Origin of the sequence: [Pantoea] beijingensis, assembly GCF_022647505.1 — a bacterium.
GTDB lineage: Bacteria > Pseudomonadota > Gammaproteobacteria > Enterobacterales > Enterobacteriaceae > Erwinia > Erwinia beijingensis.
The window spans coordinates 949,145-968,605 of sequence record NZ_CP071409.1; the positions used below are offsets into that span (position 1 = coordinate 949,145).

The 19,461-nt window shown below is 50.6% G+C and carries 18 protein-coding genes and 1 pseudogene; 17 read left to right on the forward strand and 2 right to left on the reverse strand.

Annotation, left to right across the window (positions count from 1 at the left end; genetic code table 11):
• Positions 1-11: 11 nt before the first annotated feature.
• From surE to rpoS, 4 genes are all read left to right on the forward strand, one after another.
• Positions 12-773 (forward strand): 5'/3'-nucleotidase SurE, encoded by a 762-nt coding sequence (surE, locus tag J1C60_RS04255; protein ID WP_128178367.1) that lies wholly within the window; start codon positions 12-14, stop codon positions 771-773.
• Positions 767-1,393 (forward strand): protein-L-isoaspartate(D-aspartate) O-methyltransferase, encoded by a 627-nt coding sequence (locus J1C60_RS04260; protein ID WP_128178369.1) that lies wholly within the window; start codon positions 767-769, stop codon positions 1,391-1,393. Before surE ends, J1C60_RS04260 begins: the two co-directional genes overlap by 7 nt.
• Before the next feature lie 166 nt (positions 1,394-1,559).
• The gene (gene nlpD, locus J1C60_RS04265) at positions 1,560-2,630 is read left to right on the forward strand and encodes a murein hydrolase activator NlpD (RefSeq protein ID WP_128178371.1); all 1,071 of its coding nucleotides are present in this window, start codon (positions 1,560-1,562) and stop codon (positions 2,628-2,630) included.
• A gap of 51 nt (positions 2,631-2,681) precedes the next feature.
• Positions 2,682-3,674 (forward strand): RNA polymerase sigma factor RpoS, encoded by a 993-nt coding sequence (gene rpoS / locus J1C60_RS04270; protein ID WP_128178372.1) that lies wholly within the window; start codon positions 2,682-2,684, stop codon positions 3,672-3,674.
• A 247-nt stretch (positions 3,675-3,921) separates the two neighbouring features.
• Here the strand turns inward: rpoS and mutS are convergent, their stop codons facing one another.
• A complete protein-coding gene (mutS, locus tag J1C60_RS04275; RefSeq protein ID WP_128178443.1) occupies positions 3,922-6,483 on the reverse strand; it encodes a DNA mismatch repair protein MutS in 2,562 nt (853 codons plus the stop codon).
• 160 nt (positions 6,484-6,643) lie between these two features.
• Between mutS and J1C60_RS04280 the strand changes: the two are divergent.
• Together J1C60_RS04280 and ivy are read left to right on the forward strand one after the other, a co-directional pair.
• Positions 6,644-7,012, forward strand: a pseudogene (locus J1C60_RS04280) (integrase); the annotation flags it as partial.
• Positions 7,013-7,691: 679 nt separating this feature from the next.
• Positions 7,692-8,144, forward strand: coding sequence for an Ivy family C-type lysozyme inhibitor (ivy, locus tag J1C60_RS04285; protein WP_128178374.1), 453 nt, complete (start codon positions 7,692-7,694; stop codon positions 8,142-8,144).
• A 383-nt stretch (positions 8,145-8,527) separates the two neighbouring features.
• Here ivy and gntP read toward each other — a convergent pair whose 3' ends face one another.
• Positions 8,528-9,871 (reverse strand): gluconate permease GntP, encoded by a 1,344-nt coding sequence (gene gntP, locus J1C60_RS04290; protein ID WP_128178376.1) that lies wholly within the window; start codon positions 9,869-9,871, stop codon positions 8,528-8,530.
• A 664-nt stretch (positions 9,872-10,535) separates the two neighbouring features.
• Here gntP and uxuR point away from each other — a divergent pair.
• From uxuR to J1C60_RS04345, 11 genes are all read left to right on the forward strand, one after another.
• Positions 10,536-11,312, forward strand: coding sequence for a Uxu operon transcriptional regulator (uxuR, locus tag J1C60_RS04295; RefSeq protein ID WP_128178378.1), 777 nt, complete (start codon positions 10,536-10,538; stop codon positions 11,310-11,312).
• A gap of 448 nt (positions 11,313-11,760) precedes the next feature.
• Complete coding sequence (locus J1C60_RS04300; protein ID WP_128178380.1) at positions 11,761-12,150, forward strand: hypothetical protein; 390 nt, start codon at positions 11,761-11,763, stop codon at positions 12,148-12,150.
• A 154-nt stretch (positions 12,151-12,304) separates the two neighbouring features.
• Entirely contained in the window at positions 12,305-13,363 is a 1,059-nt protein-coding gene (locus J1C60_RS04305; RefSeq protein WP_128178381.1) for a methyltransferase, read from the forward strand.
• A gap of 93 nt (positions 13,364-13,456) precedes the next feature.
• Complete coding sequence (locus J1C60_RS04310; protein ID WP_128178384.1) at positions 13,457-14,179, forward strand: beta-ketoacyl synthase chain length factor; 723 nt, start codon at positions 13,457-13,459, stop codon at positions 14,177-14,179.
• Between the two features lie 41 nt (positions 14,180-14,220).
• Positions 14,221-14,988 (forward strand): lysophospholipid acyltransferase family protein, encoded by a 768-nt coding sequence (locus J1C60_RS04315; protein ID WP_229655813.1) that lies wholly within the window; start codon positions 14,221-14,223, stop codon positions 14,986-14,988.
• A complete protein-coding gene (locus J1C60_RS04320) occupies positions 14,969-15,226 on the forward strand; it encodes a phosphopantetheine-binding protein (RefSeq protein ID WP_128178444.1) in 258 nt (85 codons plus the stop codon). Before J1C60_RS04315 ends, J1C60_RS04320 begins: the two co-directional genes overlap by 20 nt.
• 15 nt (positions 15,227-15,241) lie before the next feature.
• Positions 15,242-15,493 (forward strand): acyl carrier protein, encoded by a 252-nt coding sequence (locus tag J1C60_RS04325; RefSeq protein WP_128178387.1) that lies wholly within the window; start codon positions 15,242-15,244, stop codon positions 15,491-15,493.
• A 54-nt stretch (positions 15,494-15,547) separates the two neighbouring features.
• The gene (locus tag J1C60_RS04330) at positions 15,548-16,081 is read left to right on the forward strand and encodes a COG4648 family protein (RefSeq protein ID WP_128178445.1); all 534 of its coding nucleotides are present in this window, start codon (positions 15,548-15,550) and stop codon (positions 16,079-16,081) included.
• A complete protein-coding gene (locus tag J1C60_RS04335; protein ID WP_128178389.1) occupies positions 16,078-17,439 on the forward strand; it encodes a class I adenylate-forming enzyme family protein in 1,362 nt (453 codons plus the stop codon). The genes J1C60_RS04330 and J1C60_RS04335 overlap by 4 nt, the downstream gene beginning before the upstream one ends.
• Entirely contained in the window at positions 17,426-17,779 is a 354-nt protein-coding gene (locus tag J1C60_RS04340; protein ID WP_128178390.1) for an ApeI family dehydratase, read from the forward strand. Before J1C60_RS04335 ends, J1C60_RS04340 begins: the two co-directional genes overlap by 14 nt.
• Entirely contained in the window at positions 17,770-19,461 is a 1,692-nt protein-coding gene (locus J1C60_RS04345; protein ID WP_128178392.1) for a glycosyltransferase family 2 protein, read from the forward strand. The genes J1C60_RS04340 and J1C60_RS04345 overlap by 10 nt, the downstream gene beginning before the upstream one ends.

Consider the following 19,461-nt stretch of genomic DNA (forward strand, 5'->3'; position numbering starts at 1 on the left):
GTTACGCTGTAATGCGGATATTGCTGAGTAATGACGATGGCATCCACGCCCCGGGAATTCAAACGCTGGCTAAAGCTTTGCGTGAATTTGCTGAGGTACAGATTGTGGCGCCCGATCGTAATCGTAGTGGGGCATCGAACTCTCTGACGCTGGAAACACCGTTACGTACTTTTCCTTATCCCAACGGTGATATCGCCGTACAGATGGGGACGCCAACGGATTGCGTTTATCTTGGGGTCAATGCACTGATGCATCCAAAGCCCGATATCGTGGTTTCCGGTATTAATGCCGGCCCCAATCTCGGCGATGATGTTATCTACTCTGGCACCGTGGCAGCTGCAATGGAAGGACGCCATCTCGGCTTGCCGGCGCTGGCGGTGTCACTGGACGGCCATCAGCATTATGATACGGCGGCGGCGGTAACCTGTTCTATTTTACGAGCATTGCAGCGTGAACCGTTGCGTACCGGGCGAATTCTGAATATTAACGTACCGGACCTGCCGCTCGATCAGATTAAAGGTATCCGTGTGACGCGATGTGGCAGCCGCCATCCTTCGGATCAGGTTATTCCCCAGCAGGATCCACGTGGTACTACGCTGTACTGGATCGGGCCACCGGGCGACAAGTTTGATGCGGGACCAGATACTGATTTTGCCGCTATTGATGAAGGCTATGTCTCCGTGACGGCATTGCATGTCGATTTAACGGCCCATGCTGCGCAGGATGTCGTTTCAGGGTGGCTAATCAAAGCCGAGGTTAATAAGGAATGGTAAACAAGCGTATAGATACGCTGTTGGCGCAACTGCGTCTGCAGGGCATTGACGACGAGCGTTTGCTAAAGGCCATTGAAGATGTGCCGCGTGAGCGCTTTGTTGACGAGGCTTTTGAACATAAAGCCTGGGAAAACGTGGCGTTGCCGATAGGTTCAGGCCAGACCATATCTCAGCCCTATATGGTGGCGAGAATGACTGCGTTACTGGAATTAACGCCAACGTCACGCGTGTTGGAAATTGGTACGGGATCGGGTTATCAGACCGCAATTTTGGCGCATCTGGTGGAACATGTTTGTTCTGTTGAGCGCATTAAAGGGCTGCAGTGGCAGGCTAAACGCCGGCTTAAACAGCTCGACCTGCATAATATTTCAACGCGACACGGCGATGGCTGGCAGGGTTGGCCATCACGTGGGCCGTTTGATGCCATCATTGTGACCGCGGCCCCGCCGGAAATTCCTGTTGAATTGATGTCACAACTGGATGAAGGCGGGATTATGGTGCTGCCGGTGGGAGAAGAGCAACAGATGCTGAAACGTATTCGCCGGCAGAGCGGCGAATTTGTGGTGGATACCGTTGAGGCGGTGCGCTTTGTCCCGCTGGTGAAAGGGGATTTGGCCTGACCCAGCATTTCTATACAACTGATTAATGGCACGGTTGTTTCTATATTGTTAGTATCAGCGATTCTCATCGATCAGCGTGAGATACCGTGCGCTTAAAGCGTTTACGGTGGCTACGTCAGGATGTAAACCAATAGTTATTTTTAGTTTTTGCCGTCACGGGGGATAAATGAGCACGGGAAGCCCAGTATTTAAATTAAGCCGTATTGCGGCCGTTTCGCTTGTTGGTTTTTGGTTAGCGGGTTGTTCTAACGATTCAACGCAGGCTCCGATCAGTTCCGTCGGTGGAAACTCCGGTATGAGTAGTAGCCAGAACAGCGCTGGCGCTGCTTCGGGTGGTGGCATGATCGGTGGTGCGGTTCCGGCGATGCCGAGATCTGCTTCCGGTGCAAATTCAAACGTTGTGACCGAAAACGGGCACATTGTTTACAATCGAAGTTATGGGAATATTCCTAAAGGTAGTTACAGCGGTGATACTTATACCGTGAAACGCGGTGATACGCTGTTCTATATTGCCTGGATTACCGGAAACGACTTCCGTGACCTGGCACAGCGCAATAATATCCCGGCTCCCTACGGTCTGAATGTCGGTCAGTCGTTGCAGGTGGCGAATGGCGCAGGAACTCCGATTACCGGTGGTAATGCGATTACCGTCGCGGATGCCACCCAAGGTGGCGTACCGACGCCACCAAACTCTTCCCAAATAAAACCGGGAACGGTTGCACAGCAACCTGTTATTACGTATTCTGAAGATTCTGGAAAATCAAGTGGGGGCAAAATGCTGCCTTCATCGGGAACAACTGTTGCAACGACAACAGCCCCGGTTACTACCCCGACAGTCAGTAGTACAACGAACAGCACCACTCCGGTGGGAACCTGGCGCTGGCCTACTGAAGGTAAGATTATTGATAACTTCTCGGCTTCCGAAGGGGGCAATAAAGGAATCGATATCTCCGGGTCGCGTGGACAACCTGTAGTATCTACCGCCTCTGGGCGCGTTGTATATGCAGGGAATGCTCTTCGCGGTTATGGTAATTTGATAATCATCAAACATAATGATGACTACCTGAGCGCATATGCGCACAACGACACGATGCTGGTCCGTGAACAACAAGAAGTGAAAGCGGGTCAGAAGATCGCGACGATGGGCAGTACAGGTACCAGTTCAGTTAGATTGCATTTTGAAATTCGTTACAAGGGGAAATCCGTAAACCCGTTGCGTTATTTACCGCAGCGATAAACCGGCAGAACCCTGGTGTTCTGCCTTAGGGATCACGGGTAGGAGCCGCTTATGAGCCAGAATACGCTGAAAGTAAACGAGTTACACGAAGACGCGGAATTCGACGAGAACGGAGCTGAGATTTTTGATGAGAAGGCTCTTGTCGGAAATGATCCTGGTGATAACGATCTAGCAGAAGAAGAGTTGTTGTCACAAGGTGCGACGCAACGCGTTTTGGATGCGACGCAGCTCTACCTTGGAGAGATCGGTTATTCTCCATTGTTAACGGCAGAGGAAGAAGTGTTTTTTGCTCGCCGTGCATTACGAGGTGACGTGCCTTCTCGTCGCCGCATGATCGAAAGTAACTTACGTCTGGTGGTAAAGATTGCCCGCCGTTACAGCAATCGTGGTCTGGCACTACTTGACCTGATTGAAGAGGGAAATCTTGGCTTGATCAGAGCCGTTGAGAAGTTTGACCCGGAAAGAGGGTTCCGTTTTTCAACGTATGCCACCTGGTGGATTCGTCAGACAATCGAACGGGCGATAATGAACCAAACCCGTACTATTCGTCTGCCAATTCACATTGTTAAAGAGCTTAATGTTTATCTGCGTACGGCGCGTGAACTCTCTCACAAGCTCGATCATGAGCCTAGTGCGGAAGAGATTGCCGAACAGCTTGATAAACCTGTTGATGATGTTAGTCGCATGCTACGTCTCAACGAACGCATTACTTCAGTCGACACTCCATTAGGTGGAGATTCTGAAAAAGCGCTGCTGGATATTCTGGCCGATGAAAAAGACAACGGACCAGAAGATACCACGCAAGACGATGATATGAAGCAGAGCATCGTCAAATGGTTGTTCGAATTGAATGCCAAGCAGCGTGAAGTGCTGGCACGTCGTTTCGGCCTGTTAGGCTATGAAGCGGCAACGCTTGAAGATGTTGGACGTGAAATAGGTTTGACTCGCGAGCGTGTTCGTCAGATTCAGGTTGAAGGCTTGCGACGTCTGCGTGAAATTTTGCAGGCGCAAGGGCTGAATATTGAAGCGCTGTTCCGTGAGTAAGAGCGGCAGGCTTTAATCATTACGATGAGTAGATGCGAAAAGCGGTGGTTAACCCCACCGCTTTTTTATTGGTCACAATACGCGTTTAATTATTTTCGCCCCAGAATGCGCGATTTCCGGGCGTGAACTTTGCTTCTGAGTTGCTAACGTTTACCTATCTCAAATACGACAGGAATCATTATATTTCTTCCCACCGCACATTGGCTGAGCCAACGAGCTTGCCCAACCGCCGTGCTGCGAAAAAAATTTACACCAGTGACTTCAGTCGATAGATCCATTCCAGGGCCTGACGAGGGGAGAGCGAGTCAGGATCCAGCGCGTCCAGCGCGTCCAGAGCTGGCGAGGTTTCTTCGACCAATAAAGGGAGTTGTGCGCCGTCGATATGTGATGCTGCCGTACTGCCTGAGAGTGCTTCCAGCTCTTTCAGTTTCTGCCGGGCGCGTTTAATTACCTCTTTAGGGACACCGGCTAACGCGGCCACTGCCAGGCCGTAACTTTTACTGGCAGCACCATCCTGGACGCTGTGCATAAAGGCAATCGTATCACCATGCTCAACCGCATCCAGGTGAATGTTGGCAACGCCCTCCATTTTCTCTGGCAGAGTGGTCAATTCAAAGTAATGCGTCGCGAATAAGGTCATGGCTTTAATGCGATTTGCCAGCCCTTCTGCACAGGCCCAAGCCAGCGAAAGTCCATCATAGGTGGACGTCCCACGTCCAATTTCATCCATCAATACCAGGCTGTGCTCCGTTGCATTATGCAGGATGTTAGCCGTTTCGGTCATTTCCACCATAAAGGTCGAGCGGCCGGAGGCCAGATCGTCTGCAGCACCGACACGCGTAAAAATACGATCGACAGGACCGATGGCGGCTTGCTCTGCAGGTACAAAGCTACCGATATAGGCCATAAGCACAATCAATGCATTTTGCCGCATATAGGTACTTTTACCCCCCATGTTGGGGCCGGTAATAATTAACATACGACGCTGGGGTGACAGCGAAAGTGGGTTAGCAATAAACGGTTCTTTCAGAACCTGTTCAACCACCGGATGGCGACCACCACGCAGTGATATTCCGGCTTTTTCGCTCAACACTGGTCGCTTATAATCCAGCGTCCATGCGCGCTCGGCAAGGTTTACCAGCACGTCAAGTTCCGCCAGCGCGGCGGCACTGAGCAATAAATTTTCCAGATGTGGTAGCAACAGATCAAATAACGCCTCATACATCGCTTTTTCTAATGCTAACGCCTTTCCTTTTGAGGTGAGCACTTTATCTTCGTACTCTTTTAACTCCGGGATAATGTAACGTTCTGCATTTTTCAGCGTCTGGCGGCGCACATAGTGAATAGGGACTAAATGGCTCTGCCCGCGGCTCACCTGAATGTAGTAGCCATGTATCGCGTTAAAGCCAACTTTTAACGTATCCAACCCCAGCTTTTCACGTTCGCGAATTTCCAGCCGATCTAAATAATCTGTTGCTCCATCAGCTAGCGCGCGCCACTCGTCCAGCTCGGCATTGTAGCCCGGGGCAATGACGCCGCCGTCACGGACCAGCACCGGGGGGGATTCAATGATAGCTCGTTCCAGCAGCTCGCGTAGCTCATCAAACTGCCCCATTTGCGAACGTAGTGTTTGCAGATGTTCGACATCGATTTGCGCAAGCTGCGCGTTAAGTTCAGGAAGTTGCTGAAACGCGTGACGCATACGCGCAAGATCGCGTGGGCGAGCGGTGCGTAATGCCAGCCGTGCCAGAATACGCTCCAGATCGCCGACCTGGCGCAGAACCGGTTGCAACGCTGAAAAGGGCTCTTGCAGAGCGGCAATACTTTCCTGGCGCTGGTTAATGATGTTGAGATCGCGGATGGGCATATGTAGCCAGCGTTTCAGCATGCGACTTCCCATCGGCGTAACGGTGCGATCCAGCACCGACGAGAGTGTATTATCGATTCCGCCAGCCAAATTTTGCGTGATTTCGAGGTTACGCCGTGTGGCGGCATCCATGATAATGCCATCCTGCTGGCGTTCCATGGTTAATGCACGAATATGGGGAAGGGAAGTACGCTGAGTATCTTTAACGTACTGCAGCAGACAGCCCGCCGCCCGGAGCGCCATATGGGCTTGCTCAACGCCAAAACCACTGAGATCGCGTGTGCCAAATTGCATGTTTAACTGCTGGCGAGCGGTATCCGGTTCAAACTCCCACAGCGGACGCCGCCGTATTCCCCGACGATTCTCAACCAGCTCCATGGCGGCAAAGTCTTCCGGATAAAGCAGTTCCGCAGGATTGGTGCGCTGCAGCTCTGCTGCCATGGTTTCTTTATCGGTTGGTTCGGCAAGGCGGAAGCGACCTGAGCTGATATCCAGCGTAGCGAAGCCAAACCCCCGCGATCCTTGCCAGATGGCTGCCAGCAAGTTGTCCTGGCGTTCCTGAAGCAGCGCTTCATCACTGATGGTTCCAGGCGTGACAATGCGGACGACCTTGCGCTCTACCGGACCTTTGCTGGTTGCCGGATCACCTATCTGTTCACAAATCGCGACGGATTCCCCCAGTTGCACCAGCTTTGCCAGGTAGTTTTCCACCGCATGATAAGGCACGCCCGCCATAGGAATCGGTTCACCGGCAGAGGCACCTCGCTTCGTCAGTGAGATCTCCAGCAGTTGTGAGGCGCGTTTGGCATCTTCATAAAAGAGCTCGTAAAAATCGCCCATGCGGTAGAACAGCAAGATGTCCGGATGCTCTGCCTTCAGGCGAAGGTATTGCTGCATCATGGGCGTATGGCTAGAGAAGTCCTTATCAAATGACTCATTCATATTGATTTTACTCATTTTTATATTCTTTCGTGTGCTCATGTGGTCCAAGGTAAAGCCCCCGTTAAACCCACATACACCCATAAATTTGTCGCTCATTTTTAGCCCGGAACGTGGCAGGTTACCTTCTCACCATTCTTGGGCTACAAATAGTGGTGATACGTTGAAAACAACTCTCAGCCAATCTTCTATTATCAATAAGTTAAGTATCAATATTAAGCCTGTACTCAGTAGTTCTGGAAAAGTTGTTTTCAAACCTAACCCACAACAGAAAGCATACATCGTTTTGACGATCATCGTGGTTCGCCAGTAAGTTTCGGGGTTAAGGTAAGTTTGACGAAAAAAACCTATGTAATCCAGCGAAGAGTAGCCTCGTCATCGTAATGTCAGTGAAGTTAAGAAGCCAAGCTCTGTCTTGAAGGTAAAGGTTGGAAATGTGTCAGATTTTCCAAGTATCGATGACGCAAGGCAAGTTGTCCGACAGTTAGTTCAGACAATGCTCGCAACAAAGAGAAATCCTAACAAAATCAAATGAAAAATGGATGTTGTTGAGCTGAAGTGGTTTACTGAATTTGGTCACTTGTATCCGCTGATCGGCGTAATGAAAGGCAGTTGCGTCAGTTGGCACTAGTCTGTGTCGTGCTACTGACCCCCGCAGACTCCCGCCGATGGGACAGACGAGATTAACGATAGGTCAGTCCCGACACGCGTTGCCGGATGATGCAATGCTGAATGGCGATTGAAGGCAGTCTCAACTGCATTTAGGCGGGCAGCAAGGAGAACGATGGAATGCAGGCAATGGAGCTAGTGAATCGGGGGGGCGCCAGTATTGTTACTTGTTGCCGGAAACGATGAGTTATTCAGCGCCCGGGCGATGAGAGAGTTCACGGAAAAAACGGTAACAGGCAACTGCGCTTCAGCGTCATTGAAAACAGCACGCATCTCGATTGCCTGTTTTTTGCTGAACAAGCGATCCGTCAGTATCTGCTGATGCTACGGCAGGAGGCGGTATGATCCGTTGCAAACTCACCTTACGTAATTCGCTGCGTAACGTAAAAGGTTTTAAGTTCAGCGACAAAAGTGGTGTACAGGATTTACGGTGAGCTGCCGCTAAACATGCGGATTAAGTCAAAATATCAGGTATCTCTTTCTCGTAAGGATAGAACGGGCAAGTGCGTTTTACAGTTTATTGATAAGAAAAGGATAATTTTATGAAAAAAACACTTATTGCACTATTTCTCTCATTTTCAGGTTTAGCCACATCCGCGTATGCGCAAGATGAACTAACCATCAGTAAACTGGCAGTGGATCAGGATACGAAGGCGGAGTTCCTGAAAATGGCGGCTAACCAGCATTTACCCAAATGGATAACTCAGGGTGGAACAGACTCTCAGGGCCAGAAAGTCAACATCGCAGGCAATCAGTATCTGGTGCTGACTTCATGCAAACCGCATGATTGTGGTTCACAACGAATCGCCGTGCTTTACGCCCCGGTAACGAAAAAAATAGCGGGTGTATTTTCCTCAGTAGATGAGAATACAGGTAATGAAAAACTACAGTGGTTAAATATACCTGATGATTTGTCGATTGATGGGAAGACAGTCCTGCTCGCAGCACTGACAGGCAGCCTTGATAATCACCCGGATAGTTTCAATTTTAAATAGATGCTGGCTTGGTGGGGGAACTTTCCCCACCATAATTTTAGTCCAACAGTTCATAGCAAGGCGAAATTTGATTTGCTGTCATCGCTGATAGCAGCAGATTAGGTAGCGAGCCCCCATCATCTCTATGCTCATTTATCAGGCGCTGGACTCCAGGCTTATTGCCAACGCTATACTAGCCTGGCGGGTAAGCGCACTGGCATAAAAATGAGGCAGCAAGCGATCAAACGCATCATAAGTGAGGGCGTTGTTCAATTTGAAACGCCCCGGCAAGCTCTGCCTGTTGAAGGTGAGGTCCGAACAGCAGACAGAACTTGCCGGGAGGCGGGCACTGTCCAGCCGTTTTCCGATAGTCAGCATGCGGGACAGTATGCTTGTTAAAGGAATTAGCCAAAAAGGCTAATAATTAAGACAATAATCAGTCCGACGACAGAGTTAACCAGTTCCAGCAGGCCCCAGGTTTTTAGTGTGTCTTTCACCGAGAGATCGAAGTAGCCTTTGAACAACCAGAATGAGGCATCATTTATGTGGGTCAGGGTATTAGAACCCGCTGCGGTTGCCAGTACCAGTAGCGCCGGATTGACCCCAACCATGTGTCCGGTCACCGGATCCAGGATCGCTGCGCTAATAATGCCGGCGGCGGTCATGGCTGACACAACGCCCTGACCCGTTGCCAGACGGATTAGCACGGTAATAAGCCACGCCATGATGTAAGGCGAAATATTACTGTGGGACATCAGCATACCAATGGTGTTACCAATACCGGTATCAATGATGGTCTGCTTTAGTACGCCACCGGCGCCAATAATCAGAATCACCATTGCGATACTTTTTACTGCATTTTCAAATGCATTCATCACCCATTGCATATCGTGACCACGTGCGGTGCCAAACAGGATGAATGCCACAATCATCGCGATAAACATCGCGATAGGCGAAGAGCCGATAAAGTTAACGACTCCCCACGCAGAAGTGCCCTTTACCAGCCATATGTTCGCGATAGTGGTGGCGATCATAATAATGGCCGGGATCAAGGGGACTAAAATCGATACCCCAAAGGAGGGAAGGTTATTTTTGTCAATCGGGACATCAGCTTTCAGAAATGCAGGGGTTGGACGTTCGAGATTACCGAGAAACTTGGGCAAAATAAGCCCTGCGCAGATAACGCTCGGGATGGTTACCAAAATACCATAGATATAGACCATGCCCATATCTGCGCCGTAAGCGTTCACTAGTGCAACCGGTCCCGGTTGTGGCGGAAATAATGAATGCGCTGTGGTTGCGGCAGCAATAGCCGGGATAGCCAGTTTCAGGAATGGGACTTTGGCTTCAACAGCAATGACAATAATCAGCGGCGCCAGCATAATAAAGGCGACTTCGTAGAACATTGCCAGGCCGAAAATCAGACCGATGATAATCACTGACAGTTGTACGTAGCGCAGGCCAAAACGGGCCAGTAGTGTGTGCGCAATTTGATATGCGGCACCTGAATCTACCATCAGTTTGCCAATAACGGCACCAAATACCACGATAATGGCAAGTTCACCTAGCGTATTGCCAAAACCGGTTTTCATCGTGTGCAGCAGGTCCATCAAATTCATGCCCGCCAGCATCCCGACAGCCAACGCCGCCAATAGTAGCGCGACCATTGAATTTATTCGAAATCGTAGATTCAGAACCAGCATAAGTGCGATGCCGAATACGACCCACAGGATATTGAGAATGTGCATTAACATTCGCCTTTTATTGGTTGAGCTGTTACTGGTTTGGTATGTACGTTACCGGTATTGGTCAACCATTTATGAGATTGTTATCACAGTGTCTTATTTATTTTTATTGATGATGTATGACGTGTTTGTACATGGATAGATGTGGTTTGGTTGTTTTAACGTTTGTTGTTTTTTATAAAAAATGTTTATATTCAATTGCTTGATTGTTTTTATGGCGTTAAGTCTTCGGCTTAGCGTAGTCTGGTTATTCTTCTCTGGTAATTGATAAAAAATCTCATTTTTATTTTAAGGTCAACCAATTTTGATTGGTTGCGTGCTTTAACCACACTTTCATGCTGGTTGGCTGACGGGTTCCCTTTCTCTCTGCGGCAAGCAGAAAGATGATTGATTTTCACGCGATAATGTAAAGTGCTTTTTGTAATGGTATGAATTATTAAATTATATTTTAGTGTTGTCAGGTCATGATATTCGCTCGTTTCAGTATGGGGTACGTCGTCGTATTGCCTTATGAAGCCGACAGGGCAGGTAATCAAATGAATATTGAACGTACAAAAAAGTTATAATTGGTTGACCAGTTGTTTGGTTTTGGCGCGGTGCCGATGCAAACATTTTTGCAGAATGCTATAGTCAGGTACTGAATAATCGCCTTTTACGACATGATTTTATGAAATTTAATTCTTCACAGCACAGGCCTTATCAGGAAGTTGGCACGATGATTCGTGCTCTGATAGTACAAACACCGTACAACCCAGGGGAACGCTTACCGCCGGAGCGCGAAATCGCTGAAATGCTGGAGGTAAGTCGTACGGTGGTGCGCGAAGCGTTGATCATGCTTGAAATTAAAGGTTTGGTAGAAGTGCGACGCGGCGCCGGGATCTATGTCCTCAATAACAAGGTTCAGGAAGAGGGGATTGAGGGCACCGACGCAAACAATTGCAATGTCGCCGGTCCATTTGAACTGTTGCAGGCACGCCAGTTGCTGGAAAGTAATATCGCCGAATTTGCCGCTTTGCAAGCGACCCGTGAAGATATCATAAAAATGCGGCAGGCCTTACAGCTCGAAGAGCGAGAGCTTGCCAGCAGTGTGCCAGGAGGGTCCGAAAGCGGTGATATGCAGTTTCATCTGGCGATTGCTGAAGCGACTCACAACAGTATGCTGGTGGAGTTGTTCCGTCAGTCATGGCAGTGGCGGGAAAACAATCCTATGTGGCTCCAGCTACACTCCCACCTCCGTGACACCCATTATCGTAAAGAGTGGCTGGTCGATCATAAGCAGATCCTTGCCGCATTAATCAAAAAAGATGCCCGCGCGGCGAAACTTGCGATGTGGCAGCACCTGGAAAACGTCAAACGTCGTCTGCTGGAGTTCTCTAATGTGGATGATATTGACTTTGACGGTTATCTGTTCGATTCCTGGCCGCTGGATAACGTTAACGCCTGAACCTGTTATTATATTACGCTGATGCCTTCGTAATATACCGTATCCCTCCTGTGACAGTATGCTGTGAAAACAGCATACTAAGTCTGGTGGCAACGTTAATTGCTTTCTTTATTACCGGCACTGGCTGGCGCGCTCAGTGGTATATTTATCTTAGTCTCACCGTCAACGTTTTAGCCTGACAGGGCTGGCCATCATACACTCGCGAGATAACACAAGAGGCTGATAAATCACCCCGAAATACGCTTGAGGAAATTTCTGATCTTGTAATGTCGGAGGCGTTGCTGGTTATTAGGCGTATATACAAAAAATAGAGCCATCAGTTGCTAATAGTTATCGCTCTTCGCAAAAGTGTCGCGGTTATTCAGAATCTTTGTATATGATTTCTGAATGCATTCACATATAATAACAACTTGTATTATTTCTTTACTCAATCATGAAGGGAGGCTACATGAAAACAATCGTTAAATGTCTGGCTGTTTTTGCAGTGATCGGGACATTAGCAGGCTGCGCACGTACCGCACCCGTCGCGCAAATTCATACCTCTGTGGGCGCAGGCCACACTGAAGCGCAGATGAGAACCGCAATTCTTAAAGCGGGTATCCAGCGTCAGTGGATTATGTCTGAGGCCGCACCTGGCGTAATTAAAGGTCGTCAGCAGTCTCGCGATCACGTTGCGGAAATCAGTATTCCTTATTCTGCAACCAGTTACTCTATTAACTATGACAGCAGCCTCAATCTGAACGCCGCTAACGGTAAAATCCACAAAAATTATAACCGCTGGGTACGTAATCTGGATAAAGATATTCAGGTTAATCTTTCTGCTGGTGCTGATTTATAATCTTAATTACGCGCCAAAGTGCCGGTTAGCATGCCAAGCGAACGAAGTGTGCAGGTATAACCAACTGCCAGTATGGTGAATCCATTATTTCGTGTTAAAACGGGTCAGGGTATGGCCCGTTGAATCTATTATTTTAGGAACGGTCTCTGCGTATATGTACGAAAAGGATACCCTCGGCGCACTGGATGCTATTACCGAAGCACAACGCATCGCTTTCGCGCCAATGCTTTTTCAAACAGCCTTATGCCTGCGTAACGCGGGAGTATTAGCCTATTTGGATCAGCAAGGTAAGCAGGGCGCAACACTTGAATATATCACTGAAAATAGCAGCCTTGACGAATATGCCGTTAGCGTTCTGCTGGATATGGGGTTGAGCGGCCGTATAGTGACGTGTCAAAACGAAATCTATTATTTGGCCAAAGTTGGACATTTCCTGCTGCACGATACCATGACCCGGATAAATATGGATTTCACTCAGGATGTCTGTTACCAGGGACTGTTTTTTCTGCAAGCTGCACTGAAAGAGGCGAAACCAGAGGGACTCAAAGTTTTTGGTAACTGGCCCTCTATTTATCCTGCATTATCGCAATTACCGCCTGCCGCACGGGATAGCTGGTTCGCTTTCGACCATTACTACTCGGATGCCGCATTTGACGCAGCCCTGCCATATATATTCGTCAACCAACCTCTGAGTCTGTACGATGTTGGCGGCAATACCGGTAAATGGGCGATGCGCTGCTGCCGCTATGATGAAAATATCGCGGTAACGCTGCTGGATTTGCCGCAGCAGATTGCGTTGGCACGCGAGAATATCAACAATGCGGGATTATCGCATCGGATTGGTTTTCACGCGGTCGATATGCTCAGTGATGCGCCATTGCCTGGCGATGCAGATGTCTGGTGGATGAGTCAGTTCCTGGACTGCTTTTCTCCGGAACAAATTGTTGCCATGTTGGGGCGTGTAGCCCAGGCGATGAAGCCAGGGGCACGACTTTGCATCATGGAATTATTCTGGGATGCGCAAAAATTTGAAGCGGCGTCATTTAGCCTGAATGCTTCCTCGCTATATTTTACCTGTATGGCGAATGGCAATAGCCGTTTTTACAGCGTAGTGAAGTTTTGCCGCTACCTGGAAATGGCCGGATTCCGAGTCGAACAGCGTATCGATAATCTTGGCATTGGGCATACTTTACTGATATGCGAGAAGTGTTAACCCCAACGCAATCCGCTGGCGGCTATGACGTAAAGTACGTGTTAATCGTACCAGTGGATAGGCGCTAAGCCAATGAACACCACAGATGCGCAAATGAAATTTTCATTAAATCTTATCGACTGGCAGGCCAGGGCGCCTGGAATGAGTGAAGCTTCCCAGTGGCAGCAATGGTCACGGCAGCCTCACGCCATCGATCCTGCCGCTGCGCAGACAAAACTAACCGAACTTCCGATGATGACCGCCCGGCGTTTATACTCCGGCAGTAAGCTTGCCGTGGAATGTGGCCTGACGATGTTGCGCCGCCATTCAGTTGATGCCGTACTGTATACCAGCCGTCATGGTGAGCTTGAGCGTAATTACCGGATTTTGCAGGCGCTGGCGACTGAACAGGCAGTATCGCCGACTGATTTTGCCATGTCGGTGCATAATTCTGCCGTGGGTAATCTGACGATTGTGGCGAAACAGCCGGTGGTTTCTTCTTCACTGTCAGCCGGTATGGATACGTTCCAGCAGGGATTATATGAGGTGATCTGTCTGCTACAGGCGGGATATAAGCGTATCTTGATGGTTGATTTTGATGGCCACTTACCCGCTTTTTATCTCCCGGACCTGCCGCCGCAGATGCCGACGTGGGCCTATGCGGTGGCGATGGTGTTTGAAGGGGGAGAGGCATTGCGGTGTTCAACGCAAAATGGCAGTGAGGGTTCCGAAGCGGCGTTACCGCAAAGCCTGCAATTTTTGCAGCACTATTTGAACGATGACGCCACATTTTCCATTCCCGGTGAGAAAGTACAATGGTGCTGGAGTCGTGCGTGAAAGGCGTGAATGCTTGCCTTAACAGAGCCTGGCGCCTGTTAATGACAGGTGTCTGTTTCGCGCTGTTTGGCCTTGGTGGACTGCTGCTGTCGCTGGTTTGGTTTAACTTATTGTTAGTGATAGTACGTGATAAACATCGACGTCGTCGGATTGCACGACGCAGTATTTCAGCCAGTTTCCGTCTCTTTTTAAAAGTCACCACGTTTTCGGGCGTGTTGGATTACCGCATTCGCGGTGCTGAAATATTAGATAAAGAGCAGGGGTGCCTGGTGGTGGCGAATCATCCCACCCTGATCGATTACGTACTGTTGGCATCGGTGATGCCGGAAACTGACTGTTTGGTTAAAAGTGCCTTACTGAAAAACCCATTTATGAGTGGTGTTATCAGGGCAGCCGATTATTTGGTCAATAGCCAGGCCGATGCATTATTGCCACAGAGCCTGGAGCGCTTACAGCGCGGTGATACGATTTTAATTTTCCCCGAAGGCACACGTTCGCGGCCCGGTGAAAATATGGTGTTACAACGCGGTGCGGCGAATATTGCCGTACGCTGTCACAGCGACGTGCGCATTGTCATTATTCGCTGTAGTGAACACCTGCTGGATAAGCAGAGCAAATGGTATGACGTTCCCTCCACTAAACCACTATTTGAAGTAGTGGTGCGTGAGCGGGTACGAATCGATCGCTTTTATGATGCCAGTAAAGAACCGGCGCTGGCGGCAAGACAGTTGAACCGGCATCTTTTACACCAATTACAACCCGTTGAAACACCTTTTGCAGGAATGAATGATGCAAGCGCTTTATCTTGAAATTAAAAATCTCATTATAAATACATTAAATCTTGACGAGCTTTCCGCTGATGACATTGATACCGAGGCCGCATTGTTCGGCGATGGTTTAGGCCTGGATTCTATTGATGCCCTCGAATTAGGATTGGCGGTAAAAAACCAGTATGGCGTGATATTGTCCGCGGAAAGTGAAGAGATGCGACAGCATTTTTATTCTGTTGCCTCTTTGGCTTCTTTTATAAACGCGCAACAAGCCTGAGAGTAGGTGACTCGTATGACTGAACAACACGCTATTTATCAGGAAGTTTCCTCACTTCTGACCAAACTGTTTGAAATCGAACCCCAGGATATTCATCCTGACGCGCGTTTGTACGAAGACCTGGAGCTGGACAGTATCGATGCTGTCGACATGATCGTACATCTGCAAAAGAAAACCGGTAAAAAGATCAAGCCGGAAGAATTTAAGGCCGTGCGTACCGTGCAGGATGTGGTTGACGCGGTAGAACATCTGTTGCGAAACGCGTAATCCAACGTGCGTGGCGCTTGTTCCCGGCGGGTTTTGCCATTGATAACTGGCGTAATGCTGCTGGTGTGGCCTTTTTTAATCTGGTTTGGACTGGCGCATAACAGCCTGCACTGGCTGCTGCCGTTGATGGCGTTATTACTGATGTTACGCTTATACCAGTCGAGGCATTTTTCCGGGCCGATGCGTTTTGTTATTCAAGGATCGGCGCTGGCGGGAATAATCCTGTGTATTGCCAGTTCGCTGCTCAAAACGCATCAGTTGTTACTCTACTGGCCGGTGGTCGTCAATGGGGTCATGCTCGGTGTTTTTGGCGGGTCCTTATGGACAAGTATGCCGTTGGTTGAGCGGCTGGCACGACTGCGTGAGCCCGAGCTGCCGCCTGCAGGTGTCCGTTATACTCGCCGCGTGACCCAAGTCTGGTGCGTTTTTTTTATCTTCAATGGCGCGATCGCGCTCCTGACCATACTGTATGGCAACCTAAAAGTATGGACGCTTTGGAATGGCATGTTGGCTTATATGCTGATAGGGATATTGATGGCAGGCGAATGGTTGGTACGCCGCCGGGTAATTAAACGAGAAACACGATGAATCCGATCTTTCCGCTGTCCCAGTGGCTCAGTCCGTCTCGCCCTGAAGACACGCTTATTGCCTGGCTTGGCGATCGCCAGTGGACGCTGGGGCAGTTACGCCATGATGTCGCGCAGCTGGTTGATCAGCTGCAGCAGCAGGATGGCGAGCGTTGGGCCCTGTGCTTTGAAAACGGCTATCTGTTCCTCGTCGCGCTACTGGCTACGCTCAGTGCAGGCAAAACGCCGGTGATCCCCGGTCATTGTCGGGCTGCATTGCTGCAGGAGCAACAGGCGCTATTCTGTGGAGTCATCAGTGACAGTGCCTTGATGTGGCCTGGCGTACTGTTGGTCGTCGAAAGTTCAGGTAAAAGCACGGTGGCAGAGACGAAGCTTCCGTTGATTGCAGAGACAGGTTGTATTGAACTCTTTACCTCTGGCTCCACCGGAACGCCCAAGCGGGTGATAAAGTCTGTTGCCAGCCTCGACAGGGAAGCCTTACTGCTGGCGTCCTGTTTCAGCGAGCAGCTTAAGGGATGCCGGGTGGTTGCGTCCGTGGTTCCCCAGCATTTATACGGGCTGACATTTCGTATTTTTTTATCAATGTCGCTGGGGCTGCCGATGCAAGCGGGGATGCTCTACTATGCTGAGCAGTTCGCTACGCTTGATCCTCGTTATCGTTACGCATTTATTAGCAGTCCGGCATTCCTTAAGCGACTCGACCCGCAGCTTACACCTCCACCGGTTGAGATACTGTTTTCCGCAGGCGGAATGCTGCCCTGGCATGACGTATTGCAGACGCAATCGTGGCTCGGGCTCTGGCCCAATGAAATCTATGGAAGCACCGAAACCGGTGTGCTCGGCTGGCGCTTGCGTCAGCAGGATGATATTGGCTGGCAGGCTTTTACCGGCGTGAAGTTTATCGCTGAAGGTGAGGCTTTTCGCGCAATTTCACCGCTGATTGACGATGAACGAGGGGTATTGCTTGATGATGTTTTACACCTTGACGGCGTGGAGCAGTTTCGCCTTGGTGAGCGGCGTGGTCGGGTGGTAAAAATTGAGGAGAAGCGCATCTCGCTCAGCGAAATAGAACGAAGATTAATTGCGTTGGAAGGGATACGCGAAGCCGTGGCGCTACCGGTTTCTCGCGGTGGACGGCAGGGCATCGGGGCGGTACTGGTGCTGGAAGGAGAGACGCGCCATACCTGGCAACAACAGGGGGGCAAAGTGCTGGAGCTCGCCTGGCGTCGGGCGTTGTTGCCCTGGCTGGAGCCGGTCGCGCTACCGCGTTACTGGCGTATTATCGATGAAATACCGGTAAACAGCATGAATAAGCGTATCTATGCGCAATTGCAGGAGTTGTTTAATGAAACCCCGTGAAATTGAACGTCATCAGAGGCAACAGCATCAGTTGGAAATCGTGTTATACCTCGATCGCGCGCTGTTTTGGTTTAGCGGCCATTTTGCGGTACAGCCACTGTTGCCGGGCGTGGCTCAGCTCGATTGGGTGATGCATTATGCGACGACACTGCTGGCGCCGGGATTTCGCTTCCACAGCATTCAGAATATTAAATTTCAGGCGCCGCTGCTGCCAGAGAATACCCTTACGCTAGTGCTGGAGTGGCAGGAAGCACGGCAAGTACTGCTATTCAGCTACTGCCGCCATGATGGCGAGAAACGGCATTTGTCCAGCAGTGGGAAGATTCGGTTATGCCGCTAACCTTTACGCCCTGCGTAGTGATTCCCTGTTACAACCACGGTGCGATGATCACACAGGTACTGGCCCGGATCGCATCATTCGACTTGCCCTGCATCCTTGTCGACGACGGCAGCGATGAGCCGACCCGGCGAGTCCTGGAAGCGCTTGCCGCTCAGCACCAGTCGATCACGCTGATTCGGCTGGCACCAAACGCCGGCAAAGGCGCCGCGGTGATCCGGGGGCTGGAAGAGGCCGCGCGTGCAGGATACAGCCACGCGGTACAGGTTGATGCCGATGGTCAGCACGCGATTGAGGATATTCCCGCGTTGCTGGCGCTGGCGCAGCAACATCCCCAGGCGCTGATCTCCGGCCAGCCGGTATACGACGACTCAATGCCGCGCTCGCGCCGTTATGGCCGTTGGGTCACACACATTTGGGTGTGGATCGAGACGCTCTCCCTGCAGTTGAAAGACAGTATGTGCGGTTTCCGCGTCTATCCCATTGCACCGACGCTGGCTCTGGCGCAGCACGTTGCACTGGGACAACGAATGGATTTTGACACGGAGGTGATGGTGCGGCTCTACTGGCAGGGACACACCAGCTATTTTGTGCCGACTCGCGTTACCTACCCGCGGGATGGCCTGTCACATTTTGATGCCCTGAAAGATAACGTACGTATCTCGCTGATGCATACGCGCCTGTTCTTCGGCATGTTGCCACGTATTCCCTCCCTGTTAATGCGCCGCTCCCGTCATCATTGGGCACGGCAGCAGGAAGTCAAAGGGCTGTGGGGGATGCGCATTATGCTGAGGATATGGCGTTGCCTGGGGCGCGGGGCTTTTTCACTGCTGTTGTGGCCGGTAATCGCAGGCTACTGGCTGACGGCGTCAAGCGCGCGTCGCGCGTCGCAACAGTGGATCGCGCAGGTTCGCCGTGAGCTTTCCGCCCGTGCGCTGCCTGAACCTGCGAATTTTAGCAGCTACCGTCATTTTTTGCGCTTCGGAAACGCCATGCTGGATAAGGTCGCCAGCTGGCGCGGCGAACTGCGGCTCGGACGTGACGTGCTCTTTGCTCCTGGCGCGGAGGCCGCGCTGGATATGTCTGCGCCACAGGGCAAACTGCTGCTGGCATCTCACCTCGGCGATGTGGAAGTCTGTCGCGCACTGGCGCAATCGAAAGGCGGTAAAGTCATCAATGCGCTGGTTTTCAGCGAACACGCGCAGCGGTTTAAGCAAATCATGGAGGAGATGGCGCCGCAGGCGGGACTGAATTTAATCCCTGTAACGGATATCGGCCCGGAAACCGCCATGCTGCTGAAAGAGAAGCTGGATGCGGGGGAGTGGGTAGCGATTGTTGGCGATCGCATCGCGGTGAATCCGCAGCGCGGTGGAGAGTGGCGGGTGATCTGGAGCGAATTTATGGGACGCATGGCGCCTTTTCCTCAGGGCCCCTTTATTCTGGCTGCGCTGATGCGCTGCCCGGTGATGCTGCTTTTTGCTCTGCAGCAGCAGGGAAAACTGCATATCCACTGTGAACCTTTTGCTGACCCGCTGTTATTGCCGCGTAACGCACGGCAGGCCGCTTTGCAGCAGGCAGTCGATCGCTATGCACAACGGCTGGAGCATTATGCGCTGTTGTCGCCGCTCGACTGGTTTAATTTTTTCGATTTCTGGCAGCTTCCCGATGCTGCTGATAAGGAGTAA

Coding starts and splice junctions, on each gene's coding strand:
- surE (WP_128178367.1), top strand. CDS start 12: ATGCGGATATTGCTGAGTAATGACGATGGCATCCACGCCCCGGGAATT.
- J1C60_RS04260 (WP_128178369.1), top strand. CDS start 767: ATGGTAAACAAGCGTATAGATACGCTGTTGGCGCAACTGCGTCTGCAG.
- nlpD (WP_128178371.1), top strand. CDS start 1,560: ATGAGCACGGGAAGCCCAGTATTTAAATTAAGCCGTATTGCGGCCGTT.
- rpoS (WP_128178372.1), top strand. CDS start 2,682: ATGAGCCAGAATACGCTGAAAGTAAACGAGTTACACGAAGACGCGGAA.
- mutS (WP_128178443.1), bottom strand. CDS start 6,483: ATGAATGAGTCATTTGATAAGGACTTCTCTAGCCATACGCCCATGATG.
- ivy (WP_128178374.1), top strand. CDS start 7,692: ATGAAAAAAACACTTATTGCACTATTTCTCTCATTTTCAGGTTTAGCC.
- gntP (WP_128178376.1), bottom strand. CDS start 9,871: ATGCACATTCTCAATATCCTGTGGGTCGTATTCGGCATCGCACTTATG.
- uxuR (WP_128178378.1), top strand. CDS start 10,536: ATGAAATTTAATTCTTCACAGCACAGGCCTTATCAGGAAGTTGGCACG.
- J1C60_RS04300 (WP_128178380.1), top strand. CDS start 11,761: ATGAAAACAATCGTTAAATGTCTGGCTGTTTTTGCAGTGATCGGGACA.
- J1C60_RS04305 (WP_128178381.1), top strand. CDS start 12,305: ATGTACGAAAAGGATACCCTCGGCGCACTGGATGCTATTACCGAAGCA.
- J1C60_RS04310 (WP_128178384.1), top strand. CDS start 13,457: ATGAAATTTTCATTAAATCTTATCGACTGGCAGGCCAGGGCGCCTGGA.
- J1C60_RS04315 (WP_229655813.1), top strand. CDS start 14,221: ATGACAGGTGTCTGTTTCGCGCTGTTTGGCCTTGGTGGACTGCTGCTG.
- J1C60_RS04320 (WP_128178444.1), top strand. CDS start 14,969: ATGCAAGCGCTTTATCTTGAAATTAAAAATCTCATTATAAATACATTA.
- J1C60_RS04325 (WP_128178387.1), top strand. CDS start 15,242: ATGACTGAACAACACGCTATTTATCAGGAAGTTTCCTCACTTCTGACC.
- J1C60_RS04330 (WP_128178445.1), top strand. CDS start 15,548: ATGCTGCTGGTGTGGCCTTTTTTAATCTGGTTTGGACTGGCGCATAAC.
- J1C60_RS04335 (WP_128178389.1), top strand. CDS start 16,078: ATGAATCCGATCTTTCCGCTGTCCCAGTGGCTCAGTCCGTCTCGCCCT.
- J1C60_RS04340 (WP_128178390.1), top strand. CDS start 17,426: ATGAAACCCCGTGAAATTGAACGTCATCAGAGGCAACAGCATCAGTTG.
- J1C60_RS04345 (WP_128178392.1), top strand. CDS start 17,770: ATGCCGCTAACCTTTACGCCCTGCGTAGTGATTCCCTGTTACAACCAC.